General features: G+C 43.7%; 18 protein-coding genes. 14 read left to right on the forward strand and 4 right to left on the reverse strand.

Annotated elements, in window-relative coordinates:
* Positions 1–22: 22 nt before the first annotated feature.
* Positions 23–961 carry a Nif3-like dinuclear metal center hexameric protein gene (locus AC59IL_RS19655; protein WP_496553893.1) on the reverse strand — a complete coding sequence of 313 codons (939 nt, stop codon included), beginning with the start codon at positions 959–961 and terminating at the stop codon, positions 23–25.
* Between the two features lie 545 nt (positions 962–1,506).
* Between AC59IL_RS19655 and AC59IL_RS19660 the strand changes: the two genes are divergently transcribed.
* The 3 genes from AC59IL_RS19660 (at position 1,507) to AC59IL_RS19670 (ending at position 4,147) form a co-directional block, all read left to right on the forward strand.
* Complete coding sequence (locus tag AC59IL_RS19660) at positions 1,507–2,565, forward strand: sensor histidine kinase (protein ID WP_496553894.1); 1,059 nt, start codon at positions 1,507–1,509, stop codon at positions 2,563–2,565.
* Complete coding sequence (locus AC59IL_RS19665) at positions 2,552–3,259, forward strand: LytR/AlgR family response regulator transcription factor (protein WP_496553895.1); 708 nt, start codon at positions 2,552–2,554, stop codon at positions 3,257–3,259. The genes AC59IL_RS19660 and AC59IL_RS19665 overlap by 14 nt, the downstream gene beginning before the upstream one ends.
* Positions 3,260–3,637: 378 nt before the next feature.
* Positions 3,638–4,147: a hypothetical protein gene (locus tag AC59IL_RS19670; RefSeq protein ID WP_496553896.1), complete on the forward strand. Its 510-nt coding sequence runs from the start codon at positions 3,638–3,640 to the stop codon at positions 4,145–4,147.
* A 96-nt stretch (positions 4,148–4,243) separates the two neighbouring features.
* Here the strand turns inward: AC59IL_RS19670 and AC59IL_RS19675 are convergent, their stop codons facing one another.
* Positions 4,244–4,495: a DUF4884 domain-containing protein gene (locus AC59IL_RS19675; protein WP_496553897.1), complete on the reverse strand. Its 252-nt coding sequence runs from the start codon at positions 4,493–4,495 to the stop codon at positions 4,244–4,246.
* 658 nt (positions 4,496–5,153) lie between these two features.
* Positions 5,154–10,121 (reverse strand): LamG-like jellyroll fold domain-containing protein, encoded by a 4,968-nt coding sequence (locus AC59IL_RS19680; RefSeq protein WP_496553898.1) that lies wholly within the window; start codon positions 10,119–10,121, stop codon positions 5,154–5,156.
* Between the two features lie 1,058 nt (positions 10,122–11,179).
* On the opposite strand from AC59IL_RS19680, the gene AC59IL_RS19685 reads away from it, so the two are divergent.
* The 6 genes from AC59IL_RS19685 (at position 11,180) to AC59IL_RS19710 (ending at position 18,212) form a co-directional block, all read left to right on the forward strand.
* Positions 11,180–11,647, forward strand: coding sequence for a RidA family protein (locus AC59IL_RS19685; RefSeq protein ID WP_496553899.1), 468 nt, complete (start codon positions 11,180–11,182; stop codon positions 11,645–11,647).
* A gap of 274 nt (positions 11,648–11,921) precedes the next feature.
* Positions 11,922–13,142: an aminotransferase class V-fold PLP-dependent enzyme gene (locus AC59IL_RS19690; protein WP_496553900.1), complete on the forward strand. Its 1,221-nt coding sequence runs from the start codon at positions 11,922–11,924 to the stop codon at positions 13,140–13,142.
* Positions 13,143–13,483: 341 nt separating this feature from the next.
* A complete protein-coding gene (locus tag AC59IL_RS19695) occupies positions 13,484–14,740 on the forward strand; it encodes an amidohydrolase/deacetylase family metallohydrolase (protein ID WP_496553901.1) in 1,257 nt (418 codons plus the stop codon).
* Positions 14,741–14,821: 81 nt separating this feature from the next.
* The gene (locus AC59IL_RS19700; protein WP_496553902.1) at positions 14,822–15,748 is read left to right on the forward strand and encodes an RraA family protein; all 927 of its coding nucleotides are present in this window, start codon (positions 14,822–14,824) and stop codon (positions 15,746–15,748) included.
* 123 nt (positions 15,749–15,871) lie between these two features.
* Positions 15,872–17,002: a bile acid:sodium symporter family protein gene (locus tag AC59IL_RS19705; RefSeq protein ID WP_496553903.1), complete on the forward strand. Its 1,131-nt coding sequence runs from the start codon at positions 15,872–15,874 to the stop codon at positions 17,000–17,002.
* A gap of 181 nt (positions 17,003–17,183) precedes the next feature.
* Positions 17,184–18,212 (forward strand): BON domain-containing protein, encoded by a 1,029-nt coding sequence (locus tag AC59IL_RS19710; RefSeq protein WP_496553904.1) that lies wholly within the window; start codon positions 17,184–17,186, stop codon positions 18,210–18,212.
* A 164-nt stretch (positions 18,213–18,376) separates the two neighbouring features.
* On the opposite strand, the gene AC59IL_RS19715 is transcribed toward AC59IL_RS19710, so the two are convergent.
* Complete coding sequence (locus AC59IL_RS19715; protein WP_496553905.1) at positions 18,377–18,763, reverse strand: winged helix-turn-helix transcriptional regulator; 387 nt, start codon at positions 18,761–18,763, stop codon at positions 18,377–18,379.
* A gap of 178 nt (positions 18,764–18,941) precedes the next feature.
* Here AC59IL_RS19715 and AC59IL_RS19720 point away from each other — a divergent pair, with 178 nt between their 5' ends.
* From AC59IL_RS19720 to AC59IL_RS19740, 5 genes are all read left to right on the forward strand, one after another.
* Positions 18,942–19,805, forward strand: a complete 864-nt coding sequence (locus AC59IL_RS19720; RefSeq protein ID WP_496553906.1) for an SDR family oxidoreductase — start codon at positions 18,942–18,944, stop codon at positions 19,803–19,805.
* 159 nt (positions 19,806–19,964) lie between these two features.
* On the forward strand, positions 19,965–20,666 hold the full coding sequence (locus AC59IL_RS19725) for a DsbA family oxidoreductase (protein ID WP_496553907.1): 702 nt from the start codon (positions 19,965–19,967) through the stop codon (positions 20,664–20,666).
* A 235-nt stretch (positions 20,667–20,901) separates the two neighbouring features.
* Positions 20,902–21,474 (forward strand): YceI family protein, encoded by a 573-nt coding sequence (locus tag AC59IL_RS19730; protein ID WP_496553908.1) that lies wholly within the window; start codon positions 20,902–20,904, stop codon positions 21,472–21,474.
* Positions 21,475–21,486: 12 nt separating this feature from the next.
* On the forward strand, positions 21,487–22,020 hold the full coding sequence (locus AC59IL_RS19735; RefSeq protein ID WP_496553909.1) for a YceI family protein: 534 nt from the start codon (positions 21,487–21,489) through the stop codon (positions 22,018–22,020).
* Positions 22,021–22,038: 18 nt separating this feature from the next.
* The gene (locus tag AC59IL_RS19740) at positions 22,039–22,428 is read left to right on the forward strand and encodes a DUF6069 family protein (RefSeq protein ID WP_496553910.1); all 390 of its coding nucleotides are present in this window, start codon (positions 22,039–22,041) and stop codon (positions 22,426–22,428) included.
* The last annotated feature ends 248 nt before the right edge of the window (positions 22,429–22,676 follow it).

A 22,676-nucleotide genomic window follows, 5' to 3' on the forward strand; every position in this document is an offset into this window, starting at 1 on the left:
CTACTGCCTACTGCCTATTACCTCACGCCCACCTGAACGCATCGCCCGAAGGTATATGCGTAATCTTTATGCCCGGAACCTGAGGTTGTAACCAGTCAACCGTCCAGGCAAGACCGGGTTCTTCGCTAACGATATGACCCAATACCAGCAGGGCTGTTTTGGAGCCTGAGAAGCGCAGGTCCCTTATATATTCACTGGTTTCCCATTCGTTCAGCTCGCCAACGATCAGCAGGTCGGGTTTTTCTTTTTGCAGCACTTCTATTTGACGCCGGCCGCCGGAGGCGCCCGGCAGCAATGCAATGCGACTGCACGATTGCGACAAATCACCTATATATTTTACATGTTCGATGTGCAGTTTTTTCTTCGACAGATCAATTATTTTTTCAAGTGTTTGCGGTGCAATGGTAACCAGGTAAGGCTTCTGCGCATCGCTTTCTTTTTCCCATCCCATGGCTGTGAGTACACCCGTTAAAACGCCATCGGGCCTGTGCGCATGTATATAATCGTGAAAACGCCACACCACCATCCTGTGTTTCTGCAGCAGTTCTTGTTTGAACCGGTAAACGTCATCGTTTTGGAGCCAGCTGGTATCGTCGGTATGATTATAAAACGTAGGTTCATGAGCAATGATGAAATTGGCGCCCAGCTTTGCTGCTTTTTCAATCACTTCATTGGTGGCAAACATGGTAGTTACAATACCGGTTACGGTATCACCGGCATTACCTGATTTTATGGTATCTACCGTTGTGGTAAAAGGAGCGCCCGGAATGCTTTTTAAAATGATATCAATGACCTGCTGAACGGTAAATGATCGGGAAGTAGTGGCGTTTGAAGTTGCCATACCTGCACCCGGTACCAGTAACAATGGAAAAGTTCCGGCAGCAGTGATTAGGGTGGTAACAAACTCTCTTCTTTTCCAGGGTCTGCCAAAATAATTTTCATGAACTGTGGGTGTGGGCATAAGTTGTTTTTATGATCTTTAAATTTAGGTAATTCCTGAAATTAAGAAGCAAGGCACAAGGAACAAGGCTCAGGGCACAAGGTTCGGGCAGCAACAGGCAACAGACAATTAGGAAATTCAAAATTGAGGCGAGTTGCCTGGTGCCTATTGCCCATTGCCTATTGCCTTGAATCCATGGCACAACTTTTTAAATGAATTAATAAATACTTTACTATGCGCGACTGGCTACGATCATTAATAGCAGGCTATGCCGCCTGGAAATGGGGCGGAGGATGCCTCGGCACCATTGTGATATTTTTATTAGTGTACTGGTTATTGGGACATTGCTAATCAATTGGCAATAGCTAATAAGCAATAGACAATCCTTTCACTTCCGCCTACGTTAAAGCTTCGTAGAACAAGCCGTTGCGCCTAACATTTGCTATGAACAAATTGCCAATTGCCCGTTGCATATTGCCAATTGCTGCCTGCTTTTCATACTTCGCAACCTGCCGTTCGTATGAATTTTATCAAAATACAGGTGTTTTGCCGATTTTTATGGTTCTATGAAAAGAATTCTGTTGCATAGTGCATTCTGGATCGTGTATTTGTTGCAGGATACCATGCTGGAATTTTATTGGGTAGGGCCGGTCATAAAAAATATTCCCGATAACATACAGTTCTGGATGGCATTAAAAGCCGCCGTTGCTGCGGTGTTGCCCAAACTGCTGATCACGTACTTTATTATATATGTTACGATCAAACAGGTATTGAAGGAAAGTCAAAAAATGTCGTGGATCGTAGTGCAGGCAGTAGCAGCAATAATAGTTACCGTAATTATTTACCGGTTTATTTCAAAATATTACATCACCGGGGTTATCTACACAGGCATACTGAAGGACCGTCCGCTTTTTGACATGCTCGGCTTATTACTGACCGTGATGGATATCGGCTTTGTATCGGGCGTAGCCATTGGTTTAAAACTGCTGCGCATTCAGCTACACACCCGCGAGCGGGAGAAAAACCTGGTTAAAGAAAAACTCGAAGCTGAATTAATGTTTCTGCGCCACCAAACCAATCCACATTTTTTATTTAATACGCTGAACAATATTTATGCACTGGCCCGAAAAAAATCGGAGCATACTGCCGAAGTGGTTATGCGGTTATCGAAATTGTTGCGATTTATGTTATATGAATCAAAAAGCAATCTGATTACGATAGCCGATGAAATAAAAATTCTGGATGATTACCTTGAACTCGAAAAAATGCGGTATGAGCGGTTGACCATCCGGATGCAAAAAGATATCGACGACAACACTAATAAAATTGCCCCGCTGCTATTGTTGCCTTTTGTTGAAAATGCTTTTAAACACGGCGCCGGCGAAAGCCGCTTCGATTCATTTATTCATATTAACGTAAAATTGCAGCAGGGGCTGCTTACCTTTAACATCGAAAACACAAAAGAAAATGATACGGGGCACGAAATAAAAGACAATATCGGCCTGCGTAACGTGCGACGGCAACTGGAGCTGATGTATAAAGAATATGACCTGCAGTTACAAAACCAGCCTCATATTTTTACCGTACACCTTTCAATAAACCTTAACAGCTATGCAACAGTATAAATGCATTATTGTTGAAGATGAACCGCTCGCGGCAGAAGTAGTAAAAGATTATGTTTTGCAGATCCCTTTTCTGCAATTACGCGGCATTTGTACCGATGCATTGTACGCTATGGAAATGCTGCAAAAAGAAAAGATCGACCTGGTATTTCTCGATATTCATCTGCCTAAACTGAAAGGACTTGATTTTGTAAGAACCTTAAAGAACCCGCCTCAGATTATTATTACATCTGCCTACCAGGAATATGCCCTTCAGGGATATGAACTGAACGTGGTCGATTACCTGTTAAAGCCCATTGAATTCAATCGTTTTTTAATGGCGGTTAACAAGTTGAAAGAACAGCCTGCAGCAGCGGGTTTGGGCAATCTGTCCGTTACCACCGCCGAAAGGGCGCATCTGTTTTTTAACGTAAGTAAAAAGAGGGTAAAGATTTACATAGATGAAATTCTTTTTATTGAAAGTCTGAAAGAATACATACGCATAACTACAAAAGATAAGTCGATACTCACCAAGTTTCAACTGGGACAAATTGAAGAAATGCTGTCACAGAACGGATTTCTGCGCATTCATCGGTCATTCCTCATTGCCAAAAATAAAGTTGATGCGTTTTCTGCTACCGATGTTGAAATAAACGGCAAACAGATACCTATTGGAAGAAGTTATAAGGAACTGGTGATAGCGATGTTGGAGAAGTAGGCAGTAGGCAGTGGGCACCAGGCAGTAGGCAATCTGTGTGGCCTGGTTAAGTTATTGTTTGCTCAAAAGTGCCGTCAGGCATGATATGTCGGTAGAAAATTCAAAGGAATTTTTTTATCGTCCCGTTCGGGACGAAACATGGGGTAAGCTTTAAATTTCAATTCGTTCCGTCCCTACGGGACGAACACCCAGCTGTGATTACCCTGCTACCAACATTCGATGCCTGACGGCATTATTCAGGCATATCAACAACAAGGTAAATAGTACGAAAGGCAAACAGTTGATGTAGATTGTTATTTGAAAAGAAGTGTGTGCGCTTCGTTGAATAAATGCAACATCTATTGCTTCAGATTATAATTTCACTGTTAAACCATAACCATGACAACTGTTAATGCCATATCATCGCCTGTGCCTTCGTCAAAACCGGTGTTCCAAACCATTGCCTGGCTGGGACTGCTGGTAGGAACTCTCGATATTTGTTCTGCCTGTTTACAGGCCTATATAGTTAAAGGACTAATGCCCGTTGTTATATTTCGATATGTTGCCAGTGGCTTCTTTGGCAAAGATGCATTTACCGGTGGTGCAATGATGCCTGTTTATGGTCTTTTATTCCATTATTTTATTGCCTATAGTTTCACTGCCTTTTTCTTTTTGATATATCCGAAGGTAAAAATCATGTCGAAGAATATGCTGGCTACGGCCATTGTATATGGCATTTTTATGCAGGCAATCACCAACTTCATAGTATTACCGCTGAGCAAAATTGGCAAAATCACCTTTCACCTGGATAAACAATTAATAGCTACAGGCATATTAATAATTGCCATAGGATTACCCCTTTCGTATGTTGCGAAAAGGTTTTATTATTCTAAAGTGAAATCTGCTTAGTCTACATAATTCTGCACATAGCCGGGTTTCGTTTTAGTTACCTGTTTCCGGTTCCCTGGTACCCGGCAACTGGTAACCGGTAACCAACTACTTCCATCATAATTTCTTCACCGCAATTGTATTTCTCACCTCCGTACTATCTGTCTTCACAATGGCTTCGCCCTTGCAATTTGTAAAGTATACATAATTGCCTCTGTCGTAAAACCGGTATACTTTGCAGCCATCGTGTTCAAAAAGATATTCAATTTTATAATCTTTATTATTGTGCGAGGGTTCAGTTGTTATAGGTTCTTGTACGGTGCACGCTACAAATGGCGCCGCCAGCCAGCATAAAAGATATTTTTTCATGGAAAGTATTTCCTTAAAATTAAATTGACCGCCCCTGCATAAAAAGCTAAAATTGAATTTTAACTAAATCACAGGAACCAAATGACAAAAATCAAATCGTAAAAGGTGTGAAGAGGTTTGCAGGCTGTTAATTCATTATTGACCATTGACAATTCACCATTCACCTGATAAAATCAATGAAGGAAAACACTTAGGTGAATAAAATAATATATTCGAAATAATATTTATGTATTCGAAAGCATTTAAATTTGCTTTTCCGATCCCTGTAATTACTTCTTAGTCTGATTTCTTATACAACCAGCAACCCCTACTGCTACAGATCTCAACCATTCAGGAAAATAATCTTTGTCCGATTTCCGGCTGATTTATACAATATGATTGGTTAGTATGCAACTTTTTTAATTCGTTCTACCCTAAGGTTAAGGTGCCGGAAGTATTCTTTCAGCGCTTTCTCTGGCATAACTTTCAACTGTTGATATATTATTGGTTCAACCCGCACAGGAGAAAGGGCATTTATTGCTCCTGTGTATTACTGCTAATGTATAAGCTATGTGAGGGTACAACTATTTGTACGCACATTTCGCTTACATAACATAATTTATTTATGAAAAGCCACGAATAGGGGGACCGGATTTTCCGGCCCCCTTTTAAATTTTGCTTATCGTTGAATGATCATTTGTGTAACCCGAACTTCGCCGGCGTTGATCAGTTTTACATAGTATACGCCGCTTGTTAATTCTCTGGTATTGATATTGAGGCTGTGCAATTGTTTGGTAGCAACTTCTCCTTTTGAGGCAGGCAGTACCATCTGTCCGCGTGCATTATAAATTTCAATACTGTATTTGCCGGGCTGGCTCAGTGTAAATGAAATAGTACAATTGTGCGAGGAAGGTGTGGGATAAACCATCAGCACCGCCTTCGTGTTCGATGATGCTGAAGCTGGTTCAGCATTTACAGCCACACGGGCATAATGGCATTCGCAGTTACCGAGGTAGCAACCGTGCCGCAAATGATCGGCCACCTGATTTTTATCGATGCAAATTTCATGACCGCGATGGCATACAATCACTTTTTGATTATTATATCCGCAACGTACATCAATAACGTTGATGGTCACAGATGCCGTCGCTATACAGCCATATTGATTGGTGGCTGTTACGGTAAAAGTATATGAGCCTACTTTTGTGGGTGTAAATACCGGGTTGGCAACAGTTGCATTACTTAATCCCGTTGCAGGCGCCCAGCTGTACTGCGACGGTGTGGCATTGGTTGCGGTAAGCGTTACCTGTTGTGCGCCATAACCCAGGAAAATAGTATTGGCATCTGCTCCCGTATAGGTTGTGTTGGTTCTGCTCACAGCAATAGCTGGTGCAGGAATGCTGCCTGTTACCGTAACGATCGCTTTTGCTGAAGCGACATTGTTGTTTGAATCAACTGCGGTTAATTGTATTTCATTGGGTCCGATATTCAGACAGGTGAATGTTGATTTATCGATGATCAGTTCTTTGATGCCATAGGCATCTGATGAACCATTATTAATATCAGCTGCAGAAACTGAAGCTGTTCCGTTGCTGAGTGTAACAGAAATGTTTTTGGTAATTACAGTGGGCGGCACGGTATCGGTAACGGTAAACGACCAAACCGGCCCCGTTGCTATTTCGCCATCGCGAACCGCATCAACCCGCCAGTAATAAGTGCCCAGCCTGGTAACATTGGTTAAAATAGTAGTTGTTGGTGTAAGCGTTGATGATTGCATCGCCATACTATCGGGTGAAGAACCGGTATATACGGTATAGGTTTGTGCGTTGCCTTTCCACGAAAGCGGAATATTTCCATAGGCAATACCAGTATCGCCATTAGCTGGTTGCGGATCGGTAACAGGTGCAACAAGTGGTGTACCGGTTAAAACCAGCGCCATTTCTGCAGGAGATAGGGCATAGTTGTACAATCGAACATCGTCAATTATATCGTGAAATGGTTTGTTTTCGGGCGAATTACCAATGAGCAGCGAAAGGGCTTTACCGGTTGTTCCGGTTGTTGTATATGTTTTTGAACCTGCCAGTACTCCATTGATATAAAGTTTGATCTGTTTGGCGCCTGTATCCTTTATGGCCATGATGTTCGTAAAGCTGTTATTGAAAATATTAAAGGCCGTAGCTTTTTTTATACTTACATCAATATTGCTTTTTGCCGAAGCATCGTCGATGGCAAAGGTCAGCGTGCTGTCTTTTAACTGTATGCCATACCATTTTCCGCCGGGGTCGGTGAACTGGCCTTTGTGTATCAGGTAACAATCTTTGCCTGCAGATGAATTGTAATTGCTGGTTCCGTCGGTTAATTTTATCCATAACGAAATGGTAAATGAATTGGCATCGAACAACAAATGTTCATCATGCGCAATCGTAACATTGCCGGTGCCTGTTGCATTTTGATATTGCAGGCCGTTGCCGAATTTACCGCTTGTAAATAAGGCGTCGGGTAAATTAACCAGCGTTCCGTTTTGATGATAATTGCTGTTGTCGGCAACAGAAGTGCCGGCCGTTTCATCAAATTTCCAATGACCTGCCATGCCTTTGGGCGATACAGCTCTGAATGCCCATATGGCGCCTGTGGTGGTGCCTGCATTACCGGTGGCGTCAACCCGCCAGTAGTAAGTTGTTTTTGGAGTAAGACCGGTAAATGTATAAGATGGATTGTTCAGTTCAACATCGGCTGTAAATGTGAGGTTGCCGGTATCGGTACCACTGTATAATTTATATCTGGAGGTTTTTAATCCGCCTTTCCAGATAACACGCACGCTATCGCCATACCCTTCGAGCAATGCTCCGTTTACAACTGAAGGACTATAAGTCTGTATAGGAAGCGGACTTGTATAATACAACCCAAGAACTTCATCGGCGCTCAGCGCATAGTTGAAAATTTTCAATTCATCGAGCATGCCTTTGTAGGGAGCGGGTTTATTGGCGGTTGATAAAAACTCCAACGCCCCGATATTGCCAATGATCAGATCGCTTGCTTCGCCAATGCCTGCATTGGCTTTTGTGATAGCAGTTTCTTTAACCAGTGCTCCATTCATATACAACCGTAATTTTTTTGCGGCCGTATCTCTGATGGTGATCACATGCACCCAGTTGCCGGTGAAGAAGGGTGTACCATCAGCCTGCAACTCGTCTTTACCGCCGCCACCGGCATCGTTATCGTCGTCGATGGCAAAGCGAATCTGTTTGTTTTTAAACTCAATATCGAACCGTTTGCCAGTTGCACCGGTAGTGGCATTGCGGGTAATAGAACCTTTGCATAAAAGATAAGCGCTGGTATTGTTATCGGGCGGCAATAACGACGCGTCAGCTTTCATCCAGAATGATAATGAAAAAGAACTTTTATCAAGATACAATTGATCCTGGTGCGGAATATTCACTACATACATGGCTGGGTTGGCAGTAGCAAAATCAAGCGCGCCGCCTACCTTGCCCTGTACCCGTATACTTTGATTGTCATCGTCGAGCCCCAGTATACCGTGGTTCTGGTAAACAGATGAATCGGTAACCTGGCGGCCTTCTGTTTCATCAAAACTCCACTGACCCACCATGCCTGCAGGAAATGTTTTGGTTGTTCTGAACCACCACAAATTGCCTGTGGTAGTGCCTTTGCTGTTAATGGCATCGATACGCCAGTAATATGTTGAAAAATCTGTCAGCCCCGATGCTGTATAGGATACACTGGTTGCATAGGGTATTTCGGCCTTTTTAATAAGGTGAGCCGTATCGGTTCCTGTATATACTGCATACTTTTCGGTATTGCTGCTGCCCGTCCATTTTAACACCAGGGTTCCGGATGATAATTCAGCATATTCAAATCCGTTAGCCGGAACGGGTGCAGAGGCTATTGCAGGGGCCGATGGCAGCGGTGGTGTTTTTACCGAAACAGGTGTGCTGTACGACGAAAAACCCGTTGCATTTATCGCTTTGATACGGTAATACCAGGTGGTGTTGGGCAACGGGCCGGTTGAATCGATATAAGATGTTGCATTCATGGCCGGATGTGCAATATCAGTATAGGTAACGCCATCCTGCGAGCGTTCAAGCACAAAATAGTCTTCATTATTCGCATTGTCGGTCCATTGAACAGTGATGGTGCTGTAAGGAGCAGGCTGTTCAAACGACAAAGCGGTTAACACAACATTGGTGGGAGGTTTTATAAAAGTGGCCGGTGGTATGGCAGGTAGTGAATTGATGTATACTTCAATATTTAAATATTGCGTATACACGGTGCTGTAAGCTGTAGCATCTGCCGCATTGTTTTTATTTAATCCGTTGGCATCTTCCCAGCTATCGGGCATGCCATCGGCGTCGGTATCCAAAGGCGCCGGAGCATTGAATACAGTGCCCACACCACCATTGGCAAAAGGCAGGTCGCTTTCGCGATATACATAATATCCTTTTGTTCCACGCGAACGCACTTCTTCGGCCAGCAATGAATCGACCTGGTCGCGATGTGGATAACAGGCGCCTACACTGTCGATCACCCATGCATAAGCCTGTTCTGCAGTAAACGCAGGGTTCGATTGCGGGTAGGGGAAAGGCTGTGTTTTAAAACCATCGGCCCCTATACCGGGATAACCAAGTGTATCGTAGGGAACCAGATCGCCGTCGGTAATGCCGTTTTGGTTCTTATCAAAATAATTGCCGGCGCCATATAAATAAAAGGTGCCGGTGCCCCGCGAGAACGGCGTGGTTTTATCGGGTGGCGTTAACGGTCCGCTCATGAAGTAATTGTTGATGATATTTACTTCCGAAACACCGGCCGAGCCGCCCATGATATATGCATCGCCCGACCAGCCATAATTTAAATTGTCGCCCAGCCGGTTGCCGTTGCCCCAGTCGTACACCACATTGTTTACAAATTCATTGATGCCTTTTACTTTGGGGTTGCGGGTTTTATTGCTGATGTATAAATTTCTGATCAAACTTACTTTACCGCCATCGGGTGTTTGAATTAAACCGCCGGCAGAGTGGTTTTCGCGATGCAATCCCTGTGCAATGATGGAGTTTTGAACGGTGATGCTGTCGGGAGCTGTGGCTTTGCTGTCCCAGTTAATCGAAAAAACTTCATCCATGCCCCAGCTGAACGACATATGATCGAAGATCATATTGTTACCGTTGGCCAAACCCGATGCATCTTTTCCTGAATTGCCGGTAGCGCCGAGGCGTATACGTAAATACCGCGAAATGGTATTAGAAGCACTGGTAAAGGTTACCCGTTTGCCGAAAAAAACAATACCATCGCCCGGCGCTGTTTGTCCGGCTATGGTGCAATTGGCCGACACCACCACATCCGATACAAGATTAATGATGCCGCCAACGGCAAACACCACTACACGCCCCGGAACGCTCACCGCTTCTCTGAAAGAACCCGGTCCGCTGTCGTTCAGGTTGGTAACCACATATACAGTGGGATTGGCAACTGCCCGCGCTCCCTTTGCAAAACGGCCGAAGCCGGTAGCGCCGGGAAAAGCAGGCGTTTGAGCATGTGTTATCAAAAAAAGATGAAGGAAAAGAAGGAAAAAGAACGGATAGGCAATCGCTTTGCGCCGCGCGTGCGCAGTACTAAGGATAAAATTTCGCATGGCAATTAATTATGGTATTGAATTATTGGCAATCGTTTAGCGCACAATGATCACAGTGTGATCATTGGTATTCAATGGTACTTAATTGTGGTGATTACATTATCCTGCACCATCCTGCAGCAGATTTCCTGATTTCTGATTTTGAGATTTTTTGATTTCATTTAATGTAATCTTCAAAACAAATCTCAAAATCCCTAAATTTAAAAATCTCCAAATCCATTACTTTTTTAAAATTGCCTGCTGCAAACAATGCAGTGCCCGTTGTAAAACAAGTAATGAGCATAACTGCAGATGCGGTACCCATAACAAAATATATAATGGAGGTAACCAGTTTGGTGATGCCCGTTGTGAATCAGGTTACGGGCATCACTGCGAATGTAATGGCTATAACAAAATATATAACGGGGATAACCAATATTGGTAATGCCCATTGTAAATTATGTAATGGGCATAACTGCGAATGTTATGCCCATCACTGCGAATGTGATGGCCTCTGCTCATTTGGTTTTTGCAATTTCAAAAATGTAATGGCCATAACATGTTTTGTAATGGGAGTATCCATTTTGAAGCACCCCGCTGAAACGTCTGCGGCGGGCGCCACAAAGAAAGCTATGGCTATAACATATCTGTTTTTGGCAATTTCATGATTGGTGATGCCCATTGTTGGTTTTACAATGGCCGTTGTAAAGCAATCGATGGGCATGACCCGGTTAGTACAAGGCAATAACATATTTTGTGATGGCCACAACATTTCACGCGATGGCCGCAAATGTTTCACTATTCAGCATTTCAATGATGCAATGACCAATAACAAAATTGCTTTTACCCATTGTAAAGAAGGAATGCCAAATGCCTATAAAGAAATTCCCGGTTTTGTTTGCATAATTTGCAACTATTTGCGCAGATTTCTCGCCTTTTGCTGTGAAACTGCAACCATTTAAATAAATTTATGCGATTTTTTTGCAATTAATTTTTGCATTTTTGGAGAATGGGCCTAAATTAGTGGTTGATTTGTTGAATGCTTTTTCCAACTCTAACACTTATAAAGAAAATTACGCATGACAACACAACGCAGAAATGCTCTTAAAAAATTGTTCGCTTCTGCAGCCGCTACTGTAGGATTGGGATTTTTAGCAAAGGCTGAAACATCGGCTGCTGCACCCCGGGAAAAGGAAGTCTCTGATATTGTATACGACCAGGTAATTCCCCTGTTTTCACAAGCCACCAAATTCAACGGATTATTATTTATAGCAGGTCAGGGCGCCCACTTTCCCGGTGATATTAAATCGCACACCGATCACGTGTTGAAGGAGATGCAAAAACAGCTCGAAGCCAATGGTTCTTCTATGGAAAAAGTATTGAAAGTAAATGTATATCTCGACGATCTCAAGGATTATAAAGATATGAATGAGGTGTTCAAAGGCCGCTTTGGAAATAAGCCACCGGTGCGTACCACCGTAGCTGTTGCCAAAGGAGGCGTTCCGGGCGACTCATTGGTTGAAATGGATTGTATTGCTTACGTGTAAGCATTATTGTTCTCTGGTTAAGGTTCTGCTATTGCCGTAGTGGGCAGTTTTTATTCTCTTATCGCTGTGCCGCTACGCTTTTTAAGATTTGATGTTTTAATCCCGATCGTTATCGGGGCAAATGATCATTTACCCTCTCTGAAGAGGCAAGTCCTGTGCCGGTATTTGTAAGCGATTTTGATTGTTATCGGAACAAGGATGACCACTTAAATATACCTACTTGAATGTTTGCCAGGTAATTCAACAAATTGGTCATCTATAAAATTAACTGTGTATGCAACGGAGAAAATTGCTTAAATTTTTTTCTCTTTTCCCACTGGCCGGCGGAGTATCTGCTATTCCGTTTCAACGAACACTCGCTGCGCCTGCTGCTCCTCCATCTGTTAAACGCAACCTTTTTAAAGAACTGGGTGTTCGCACTTTTATCAATGCCGCGGGTACCCTTACTTATATGACAGGTTCACTGATGCACGATTATGTGCTGGATGCAATACAAGGTGGGGCTACCGAATTTTGTTTGCTCGATGAGCTGCAGGATAAAGTAGGCGAAAAGATCGCCGCACTGGTTCATTCAGAATCGGCTGTGGTAACATCGGGCGCCTTTTCGGGCATGACGCTGGGACTGGCCGGCATATTAACCGGTATGGACCAGAAAAAAGTGGAGCAGTTGCCGCACCTCGATGGCACCGGTATGAAATCGGAAGTGATTATTCAAAAAGCACATGATATCGTATACAACCATGCTTTAAAGAACACCGGTTGTAAACTGATTTATGTTGAAACAGCGGAAGAAGTTGAGAAGGCCATCAATGATAAAACAGCACTGTTACATTTTTTAAATATCGAAGCCGACAAAGGCAAAATAAAACACGAGGAGTGGGTGGCGCTGGGAAAAAAGCACAACATTCCTACTTCTATCGATGTTGCAGCCGATGTGCCTCCCGTATCGAACCTGTGGAAGTTTAACGATATGGGTTTCAGCTTTGTGGTAATATCAGGTGGAAAGGCCATGCGCGGTCCGCAAAGCGCCGGATTGCTGATGGGCAAAAAAGAGATCATAGCAGCCGCCCGTTTGCATATGCCGCCACGCGGATTTAATATCGGCCGTGGTTTTAAAGTAAATAAAGAAGAGATACTGGGCCTGTATGTAGCGGTGGAGCAATACATAAAACAGGACCATGATAAAGAATGGAAAGAATGGGAAGCCTCAACTGCTGTTGTTGATAATACAGTGAAATCGGTGAGCGGTGTAACCACCGAAATAACCGTTCCGCCCCTGGGTAATGTTACACCCACTTTAAATATTTCATGGGATACAGCCAAAGTAAAACTAACCGGTAAAGAGCTGCAGGAAAAATTGCGCAATGGCAATCCTTCCATCGAAATAGGCGGTGTAAAGGATAATGGCATAACCGTAACCGTATGGATGCTGAAACCGGGGCAGGATAAAATTGTTGCAGCGCGGATTAAGGAGGAGCTGACAAAAGTTGGATAGAGGCAACGAGGCACAGAGACAAAAGGCATCTGTCTTCGCTATTCCGATAATTATCGGGCGGCGAACAAGCAATAAAAAGGCTCGCGACCCAATCAAAAGGCTATAACAAGGAAAAGGCACAAGGAAACGAAGTATGGAGGAGTAATCCTTCATACTTCCTCCTTGGTTACCGGTTTCTTTGCGCGAAGTGCATCTGCGTTTATCTGTTCAATCCGACAAAATAATAATTGCGCTACACTAAGGCGCAAAAGTATTAAATGCAAATTCCTTAGCGCCTTTGGCCTTTGCGCGAAATAAAATTTTTGCACGAAATATCTGATCAACTAAAACCAAACCGGCCCATGCGTAAAACGGGTATTTTGTTTTTTTTGCTGATTTGTGTGTTGCATTGTTCTTACGCACAACAATATGCTATAGTAATTAAAGGCGGGCACGTAATTGACCCCAAAAACAACATCAACGAAATAATGGATGTTGCTGTACAGGACGGCAAAATTAGTAAGGTTGCCAAAAATATAGATGCATCCAAAGCCGCTCAGGTTGTTGATGCAAAAGGCTTATATGTTACACCCGGACTGATCGATCCTCATGTTCATGTTTTTTACGGAACCGACCCCGAGCGAACCTATAGCAATGGCACGCTGGCCATAGTGCCCGACGGGTTTACTTTCAGAAACGGTGTTACCACAGTAGTAGATGCCGGCTCTTCGGGCTGGCGCAATTTTCCCCTCTTCAAAAAACAGGTGATCGACAATTCACAAACACGCGTACTTGCATTTATAAATATTGTGGGCGAAGGCATGCGGGGAGGTGTATACGAACAGGATACCAACGATATGGATGGCAAGCTCAGCGGCATGACGGCAAGGCGCTATCATGATTATGTTGTTGGTATTAAAGTAGCGCACTTTGTGGGTGCCGACTGGAAACCGGTTGATGAAGCTGTAAAAGCAGGCGAACTGGCCAATATGCCGGTAATGATCGATTTTGGCGGCAGCAATCCACCTTTGTCTATCGAAGAACTATTTACAAAACACCTGCGGCCCGGCGATATCTTTACACACTGCTTTGGACAGCTGCGCGATCGCGAATCGATTGTCGATATCAATTCAAAAAAAGTAAAACCTTTTGTTACCGAAGCGCAGAAAAAGGGAATTGCGTTTGATGTGGGCTATGGCTCCATCAGCTTTGCATTTACCCAGGCCATACCCGCACTGAAAAGCGGTTTTATTCCCAATTCGATCAGTACCGATATTCATACCAACAGCATGAATGCCGCCATGAAAGACATGCTGAATGTGATGTCGAAATTAATGGCTATAGGCATGCCTCTCGATGCGGTTATACAGGCTTCAACCTGGAATCCTGCCAAAGAAATCAAACACGAAGAGCTGGGCCATTTATCTGAAGGCGCTATTGCCGATATAGCTATATTGGGTATGCGCACCGGTAAATTTGGCTTTTACGATTACACCGGTTACAAAGTAGATGGCACCCAAAAACTTGAATGTGAAATGACCATCAAGGGCGGCAAAATAGTATATGATTTAAATGGCATTGTAACACCCATGGTGTTGAGTAAGCCGAACTGGTGGTGAAAATTTGTTTGTTTGTGGGCTGAGTTTTTATAAACTGCTTTGCGCCTTCGCCGCCTTTGCGCGAACATAAACGATTTTAAAATGAAACGAGTAACCATAATTGTAACGATTGTTCTTCTTTCTTATAAACCCTTTTGCGCAAATGCGCAAACCATTCCGCGCGATGAACTCATTTTCCTGACTTCAGAATGGAAAGGGGAACGCTTTGCCGATGGACGGCCAAAGATATCCGACGACCTCGTTCGCCGGGCAAAAGCCATTGCCATTGAAGATGCCTGGACGATACTAAGCAACGAAGGATATACCTGCCAGTACGAAGGCAACTGGAAAATGGTTCATACCGATACGCCCGTTGTTGGCCGGGCCCTGACCGCCAGCTTTATGCCCGCCCGGCCCGATGTTGAAAAGAACATCAAAGAGCGTGGCAAAAAAGAAGGACGCATTGGTAATACCAATTCGTGGCCTATCGATATGCTCACCAAAGGCGATGTATACGTGGCCGATGGATTTGGAAAAATTTCGGGCGGTACTTTAATAGGCAGCAACCTCGGCAATGCCATCTACAGCAAGTCGGGCAACGGCGTGGTATTTGATGCGGCTGCCCGCGACCTTGAAGGGCTGACAGATATAAAAGGTTTTAATGCGTATGTTCGTGACTGGGACCCGTCTTACCTGAAAGATGAAGTATTGATGGGGTTGAACACGCCCATTCGGATTGGCCATGCTATTGTACTGCCCGGCGACCTCGTGATTGCCAAAAAAGGCGGCGTATTATTTATTCCGGCGCACATGGCCGAAAAAGTAATTGTAACGGCAGAATTTGTTATTTTAAAAGATAAATTTGGCATTAGTATGCTGAAGGAAGGAAAATATACCCCCGGCCAGATCGATAGCCAGTGGACAGACAAAATAAAACAGGATTTTCTGGATTGGTTGAAAAAGAACCCGAACGAAATTCCCATGACGCGCGAACAGCTGGATGAGTATATGAAAAAGAGGACCTGGTAAAGTCGTGAATGGTGAGTGGTCAATGGTGAGTAAAAGCCGTTTCACTATTGAAATTCACTATTGACGATTGACCATTGACCATTCACCGTTCACAACTCACAACTCACAATTCACCATTCACCAATGAACAGTTATAAGATTGCTTTGTCGGCAGCAGTAATTTCCTTAATCGCCTTTGTGTTGTTTATAACGCAGGGCAAAAACAGCTATGCAGGCCCGCTGCTGATTGCGTTTTTTATATTTCTTTCCATTGGCTTCAGAGGTTTTGCTCCCGTAAAGGGATTCTCATTTACCATGCTCATTTTTGCAGCAGTTACAACCGCCTTGTATTATCCGAAATATTTCGATACATGGGGTGGTTTTAAACTGGCCACACTGTTTACTCCTTTATTACAGTTGATCATGTTTGGCATGGGCACCGAAATGGGCGTGAAAGATTTTGCCGGTGTTATAAAAATGCCCAAAGCCGTGCTTATCGGACTTTTTGGCCATTTTACCTTTATGCCGCTGGCTGGTTATACACTCGCCAAAGCATTTAATTTTCCACCCGAAATAGCAGCAGGCGTGGTGCTGATCGGCAGCATGCCCTGTGGTATGGCCTCCAACGTAATGTCGTACCTCGCCAATGCAAACCTCGCTTTATCAGTTACGCTAACGGCTATCGCTACGTTGTTATCGCCTTTTTTAACGCCGTTATGGATGAAAGTACTGGGCGGGCAATTTATAAAGGTTGATGCGCTGGGCATGATGTGGGATATAATTAAAATCGTTGTGCTGCCAATCGGCGCCGGTCTTGCTTTCAACCAATTTTTTAAAGGCAAGGTTCAATGGCTCGATAAAGTGATGCCGCTGATTTCGATGTTCGGCATTGCCTTCATTATTGTTATTATAGTGGCGGCCGGTCGCGATAATTTATTAGTGATTGGTCCTGCATTGATCGCATGCGCACTTCTTCATAATACCACCGGTTATTTATTTGGTTACTGGATAGGCCGTGGGTTCGGTCTTGCCGAACGCGACGCACGAACCATTGCTATTGAAGTAGGCATGCAAAACGGCGGACTGGCATCGGGCCTCGCCCGCGAAATGGGCAAAGCCGCCACCCTGGGATTGGCGCCTGCTATTTTTGGTCCTATCATGAATATTACCGGCTCTATATTAGCCTCGGTGTGGCATCGCAAACCACCGGTTGAAGACCTGAAGGCAGTGACCTCAAATACCAAAACCAGTGAGGCAAATAGTCTTGAAGTATAAATTCTCTTTTTTCTTATTTAGTCCGCTTCGCGGAACACTTTTTTCAAATTACAATCCAAATTCAGTTGAGGAAAAAACTTTACAGCACGGGTAAAATTCACGCGCTTTACTTTCAGCCTTTATAGGCATAATTTTTTTATCCAATATGATACTCCCTTTTTAATCATTAAACTCATTGATTATGGATAAAAATCAAAATCAGGGTTCCCAATCCTGGCGCTCAAATCAGGAGTGGAATCAAAACAGAAATCGATTCAATCAACAGAACGAACAAAATCAAAATCGGGAGGATTATAATTCAGGATACGGCTATAATCAGGGCAGAGGTATGCAATCACGCAGGGATTATCGTAGTGGAATGGAAGAAGGCGATTACGACAGGCTTTCGAATCAGGATTATAGCAGAACCAACTATATGCCCGATAATGATGAAAACCGGTATGGAAATGACCGCGACTATGAAAGCACACAATACGGCACTTCGGGAACCTATGGATACAGAGGTAGCTCGGGCATGGGAGGTTATGGCCAGGGATACTCAGGTATGGGCAGCAGCTCAGGTCGCAGTAGCTACGGCAGCATGGGACAAGGCGGCAATTATGGACGGCAAAACTGGCAGCGAGAAAATGAAAACATGGGTAATTATGGTGATTATGGATCAGGTTATGGATCCGGATATGGAAACAGGTATGGCAGCGAAAGCGGCTATGGCAGAATGTCGAGGGAAGGCAAAAGGGAAAATATGTTCCGTGGTGAAGGCAGATACGGAAGAGAGGGGCGTAACCAGGATCGCAACTGGTGGGAACGTACCCGCGATGAAGTTTCTTCGTGGTTTGGCGATGACGAGGCCGAACGCCGCCGTGAAATGGACAGGTATTATGAAGGTGGGTACAGAGGTAAAGGACCAAAAACATATCACCGCTCGGAAGAACGTATAAAAGAAGACGTATGCGACAGGCTTACAGATGATGATATGCTCGATGCTTCGGACATTGAAATTGAAGTTCATACCGATGAAGTAATATTAACAGGCCGCGTTGACAACCGCATGCAAAAACGGCGTGCCGAAGATCTGGTAGAATCTGTATCCGGAGTACGAAATGTTGAAAACCGGCTGCGTGTTGGACCAGGCAATATAGCTTCTTACACCGACAGCACTTCGGGTACTTCAGGCATTTACAATCAAAGCCGCGAAAGAAATATTGAATGATGGGTATTTGGTAAAACAGAATAATCTGATAACAATCGCAAAGCGTCTCTCAACCGGGGGACGCTTTTGTTTTTATCGAAGAAGCCGAAGAGCCGCAGGTGTTACCAAAAAACTATGTTAGTGAAAAAGGAAGTATGACTGATAATGAACTAACTTAAAACTTATTACTTACAACTTTCTTTCATCTTCGCATACTTCTTCCTGTTCTCCATAATACTCTCCATATGTTGTACTGCCCACTGAGCCAGGTGTTCAATATGAGGTAACAGGCTTCGGCCCAGGTCGGTTATTTCGTATTCAACCCGTGGTGGAATTTCGGGAAACAATTTACGCGTCAGCAATCCGTCGGCTTCCAGCGAACGCAATGTAACGGTGAGCATTTTTTGTGAAATATCACCTATTTCCTGGTTCAGCTCATTAAATCGCATCTTTCCCTTGTGGCCCAGCAATGAAATGATCAGAATGCTCCATTTATCGCCAAACCGGTCAAGAATATGCCGGATGGGGCATCCGGAGTGATCATTTTCGTTAATTTTTTCATTATTTTTCATGTCTAAACATTGATTTTCAGATAACTTACCTTTAGGTAACTGGCTTTCAATGGAGTAACTTCTTGGTTGGTATTAAGTTACTTATTAGCTTTGACTCTCCAAAAGAGAGTAAGAAACTAATAGGATGCAAGGTAAAACAAAAAACTAATTAATAAAAGCGTAACAAAAAATTTGACTTATGATACTGATCACAGGAGCTAACGGCCACTTAGGAACTGCCACCATTGACTTTTTATTAAAGAAAAATACACCTGTCAGCCAGATCGCTGCCCTGGTTCGTGATGAAACAAAAGGAGCTTCATTAGCTGCAAAAGGCATTGCATTAAGGACCGGAGATTATTTTGATGCCGCTTCTTTGCAAAAATCTTTTGCCGGTGTTGATGTGCTGGTATTTATTTCATCCGGCTCTATGGAAAACAGATTAGGGCAGCATGAAAATGTAGTGAATGCTGCAAAAGCAGCCGGGGTAAAACATATAATATATACCAGTGTGCTGAAAGCTTCTGATTCATTGAAATTTACTGCGGGTATTGATCATTATCATACCGAAGCGATGCTTAAAAAATCCGGTATTCCCTATACCGTATTCAGAAATACATTTTATGTTGAAGTAATTCCTATGCTATTGGGCCCCGCATTGGAAAGCGGACAATGGTATTATGCAGCAGGCGATGCCAAAGCCAATTTCGCTTCAAGGCTCGATATGGCTGAAGCCACTGCCAATGTAGCCATCAACCCTTCGCAGCATGCTAACAAAATATACGAAATCACTTCGGGCCAGTCGTATACGTTCCATGAAATTGCAACTGTATTAAGCAAAGTAGCGGGCAAAACGGTTAGTTACATTCCCATTCCTGTTGATGCTTTAAAAGAAGGTATGAAACAGGCTGGTGTACCCGAGCTATATATACCATTGATGGCAAGCATTGCCGAAAGTATTGGCGCAGGCGAAATGGATGCAACAGACAGTTCACTGGAAAAATTATTGCAACGTAAACCTGCCGATCTGAAAGAATACCTGCCTAAGGTATTGGGTGCGTAAGCCCCGTAGGGACGGCATGTTGGTAGCCGTAGGGATGGTAGGTCGGTAGCGTCCCGTAGGGACGAAATGCCGGTAACCGCAGGGATGGTAGATCCGTAGCGTCCCGTAGGGACGAAATATCGGTAGGGACGAAATGTCGGTAGAAACAAAAAATATATTATGAAAGTTGAAATATGGTCAGATGTAATGTGCCCGTTTTGTTATATCGGCAAACGCCGGTTCGAAACCGCATTACAGCAATTAAGCTTTAAAGACGACATTGAAGTGGAGTGGAAAAGTTTTCAGCTCGATCCCTCTATTCAATATCAACCCGGTAAAAACATCAATCAGTTTTTGGCCGAACATAAGGGCATAACAGTACAACGTGCCAAAGAAATGAACGATTATGTAACCAATATGGCCGCTGCCGAAGGGTTGCAGTACAATTTCGACAAGGCCGTTGTGGCCAATTCGTTTGATGCACACCGGTTTTCGCATCTCGCCTCAAAATACGGCAAAGGCGATGCGGCTGAAGAAGTTTTATTTAAGGCCTATTTCACTGAGGGAAAAAATATTTCCGACCACGAAACGCTGGTTCAACTGGGAACTGAAATTGGGTTAAACGGTACCGAGGTAAAAGAGGCGCTTGAAAACAAAGCGTACGCCAATGAAGTGCATAACGACATTGCCGAGGCAGAAACATTAGGCGTACGCGGCGTTCCGTTCTTTGTGCTCGACCGTAAATATGCCGTATCCGGCGCCCAGTCTGCCGAGGCATTTCACCAGGCCCTGGAACAAGCGTACAACGAATGGAAAAAAGAAAATAATAATTTAACAATTATAGAAGGAGAAACCTGCACTCCCGACGGAGATTGCAAATAATATTGTGGGTGAAAAGCATATTTTTGCAACCCCCTTTAATGCTTAACGCTTAATGCCCAACGCAAAACACTAAAACCGTAACGTATAACAACAAAGTATTAATCGTTCAGCATGAATCCATAAAGTTTAACGCAAAACCCGTAAACAAGTAGTAAGTGTTTGGCGTTATGCCTTCAGCGTTAAGCGTTTGGCGTTCAGCCAGCTTAGTTTTTAATTACTCAAACAATAAGAAAACATGAAAAAAGCAACTATCATCGCAGCAGCATTATTGATTTTATCAACAGCAACATTCGCACAAACATGGTCGGTAGACAAAGCGCATTCAAGATTAGGCTTTAACGTTACCCACTTAACAGTAGCCGAACTGGGTGGCACTTTTAACAGCATCGATGCAAAAATCACTTCTTCGAAGCCCGATTTTACCGACGCCGTTATTGAATTAACTGCCGATATCAACAGCATCAATACCGATAACGACCAACGCGACGGTCACCTGAAAAGCCCCGACTTTTTCGACGCAGCAAAATTTCCTACGTTCACTTTTAAAAGCACCTCATTTAAAAAAGTAAGCGATAAGAAATACAAATTAAGCGGCGACCTTACATTGCATGGCGTTACAAAACCTGTTGTACTGGATGTTACTTTCAACGGTACCAGCACCAACCCCATGAGCAAAAAAACAATTGCAGGTTTCAATATCACCGGCAAAATTAAACGCAGCGACTTTGGTATTGCACCTTCTATGCCCGCAGCCATGCTTAGCGACGAAGTTGCTTTACAGGCAAGCACTGAATTTGCAAAAGACTAATAACATTCGATTATGAAGAAGTTGATCTTTTCAATGGCAACGCTGCTGGCTTTTACAGCAGTGTTTGCCATCACGGTAGCCCAAAACTGGACTATCACTGATAAATATAGTATCAAATTTTCGAGCAACGATGTGGCAGGTATTTTTAAAACCTTTAAAGGTACCATTGCATTCGACGAGGTTAACCCTGCTGCTTCGAAATTCGATGTAACCATCGATGTGGCATCTATTAACACCGGCAACGGCCTGCAAAACAAGCATGCCAAAGGTGACGAGTGGTTCGATGCCACTAAGTATCCTGTAATAAAATACACCAGTAAAAAGGTGGTAAAAACCGGCAATACTTACCAGGTTACCGGCGATTTGCAGATACGCGGTGTTACAAAGGAAACTACCATTCCTTTTACTTTTAAACAGGCAGGTGCCACCGGCACCTTTACAGGTAGCTTTACCATTAACCGCAGCGATTTCCATATCGGCAAACCGGGCGGTGACGTGGCAGAGCAAATTAAGATCGACGTAAGCGTGCCTGTTACAAAAGGATAATAAAACCAACATAGCACTATGTTTAAAAGATTATTACTATCGGGCTTAATAGCAGGCGTGTTGGCAGGCGTGGCATCCCTCATTTATCAAAAGGTATACACCGGTGCAAACGGGGCCGATTTTTCGACCATTGTAAAACCGGTAAACGTTGTTATTGTTAGTACGTTAGCCGGTTTGCTGGCCTCTGTGGGTTATGGCTTGCTAATAAAATGGCTGCCCAAACAAGGTGAAATTGTTTTCAATTTTGTATTGGTGATACTCACTTTTGTAAGTATTCTGGGACCATTTGCCATAAAATTACCGCTCGATTTTGAGCAACCCGAACTGTTTCCGGGCCTTACCGTGCCGATGCACTTTTTCCCGGCACTGGCATGGTTTACGCTAAAGCCCTTATTTATTAAGAAATGAGCGGTGAGCGCAGTCGAATCCTGAGCGTAGTCGAAGGATGACGGTTTCCACGATCCTGAGCGCAGTCGAAGGACGCGCCCTCCGCAGTAAAATCGGCTTCAATATTTTTATAGGAAATACTGCTGTTGATTCAAGGCCGGAAGTAGAAGAAAGATTGGATTTAGTAATGTATGGATATAAATAAGGATGATAGTTGTATTCTTCCGGCCGTTTTTTTCATCCGCAGCAGCAAGTGAAAGGGTGGGGCA

The organism is Niastella sp. sgz303648 (genome assembly GCF_059587045.1).

Bases quoted from the DNA above. Each gene is read 5' to 3' on its own strand.
- AC59IL_RS19655 (WP_496553893.1), bottom strand. From the start codon at position 961: ATGCCCACACCCACAGTTCATGAAAATTATTTTGGCAGACCCTGGAAA.
- AC59IL_RS19660 (WP_496553894.1), top strand. From the start codon at position 1,507: ATGAAAAGAATTCTGTTGCATAGTGCATTCTGGATCGTGTATTTGTTG.
- AC59IL_RS19665 (WP_496553895.1), top strand. From the start codon at position 2,552: ATGCAACAGTATAAATGCATTATTGTTGAAGATGAACCGCTCGCGGCA.
- AC59IL_RS19670 (WP_496553896.1), top strand. From the start codon at position 3,638: ATGACAACTGTTAATGCCATATCATCGCCTGTGCCTTCGTCAAAACCG.
- AC59IL_RS19675 (WP_496553897.1), bottom strand. From the start codon at position 4,495: ATGAAAAAATATCTTTTATGCTGGCTGGCGGCGCCATTTGTAGCGTGC.
- AC59IL_RS19680 (WP_496553898.1), bottom strand. From the start codon at position 10,121: ATGCGAAATTTTATCCTTAGTACTGCGCACGCGCGGCGCAAAGCGATT.
- AC59IL_RS19685 (WP_496553899.1), top strand. From the start codon at position 11,180: ATGACAACACAACGCAGAAATGCTCTTAAAAAATTGTTCGCTTCTGCA.
- AC59IL_RS19690 (WP_496553900.1), top strand. From the start codon at position 11,922: ATGCAACGGAGAAAATTGCTTAAATTTTTTTCTCTTTTCCCACTGGCC.
- AC59IL_RS19695 (WP_496553901.1), top strand. From the start codon at position 13,484: ATGCGTAAAACGGGTATTTTGTTTTTTTTGCTGATTTGTGTGTTGCAT.
- AC59IL_RS19700 (WP_496553902.1), top strand. From the start codon at position 14,822: ATGAAACGAGTAACCATAATTGTAACGATTGTTCTTCTTTCTTATAAA.
- AC59IL_RS19705 (WP_496553903.1), top strand. From the start codon at position 15,872: ATGAACAGTTATAAGATTGCTTTGTCGGCAGCAGTAATTTCCTTAATC.
- AC59IL_RS19710 (WP_496553904.1), top strand. From the start codon at position 17,184: ATGGATAAAAATCAAAATCAGGGTTCCCAATCCTGGCGCTCAAATCAG.
- AC59IL_RS19715 (WP_496553905.1), bottom strand. From the start codon at position 18,763: ATGAAAAATAATGAAAAAATTAACGAAAATGATCACTCCGGATGCCCC.
- AC59IL_RS19720 (WP_496553906.1), top strand. From the start codon at position 18,942: ATGATACTGATCACAGGAGCTAACGGCCACTTAGGAACTGCCACCATT.
- AC59IL_RS19725 (WP_496553907.1), top strand. From the start codon at position 19,965: ATGAAAGTTGAAATATGGTCAGATGTAATGTGCCCGTTTTGTTATATC.
- AC59IL_RS19730 (WP_496553908.1), top strand. From the start codon at position 20,902: ATGAAAAAAGCAACTATCATCGCAGCAGCATTATTGATTTTATCAACA.
- AC59IL_RS19735 (WP_496553909.1), top strand. From the start codon at position 21,487: ATGAAGAAGTTGATCTTTTCAATGGCAACGCTGCTGGCTTTTACAGCA.
- AC59IL_RS19740 (WP_496553910.1), top strand. From the start codon at position 22,039: ATGTTTAAAAGATTATTACTATCGGGCTTAATAGCAGGCGTGTTGGCA.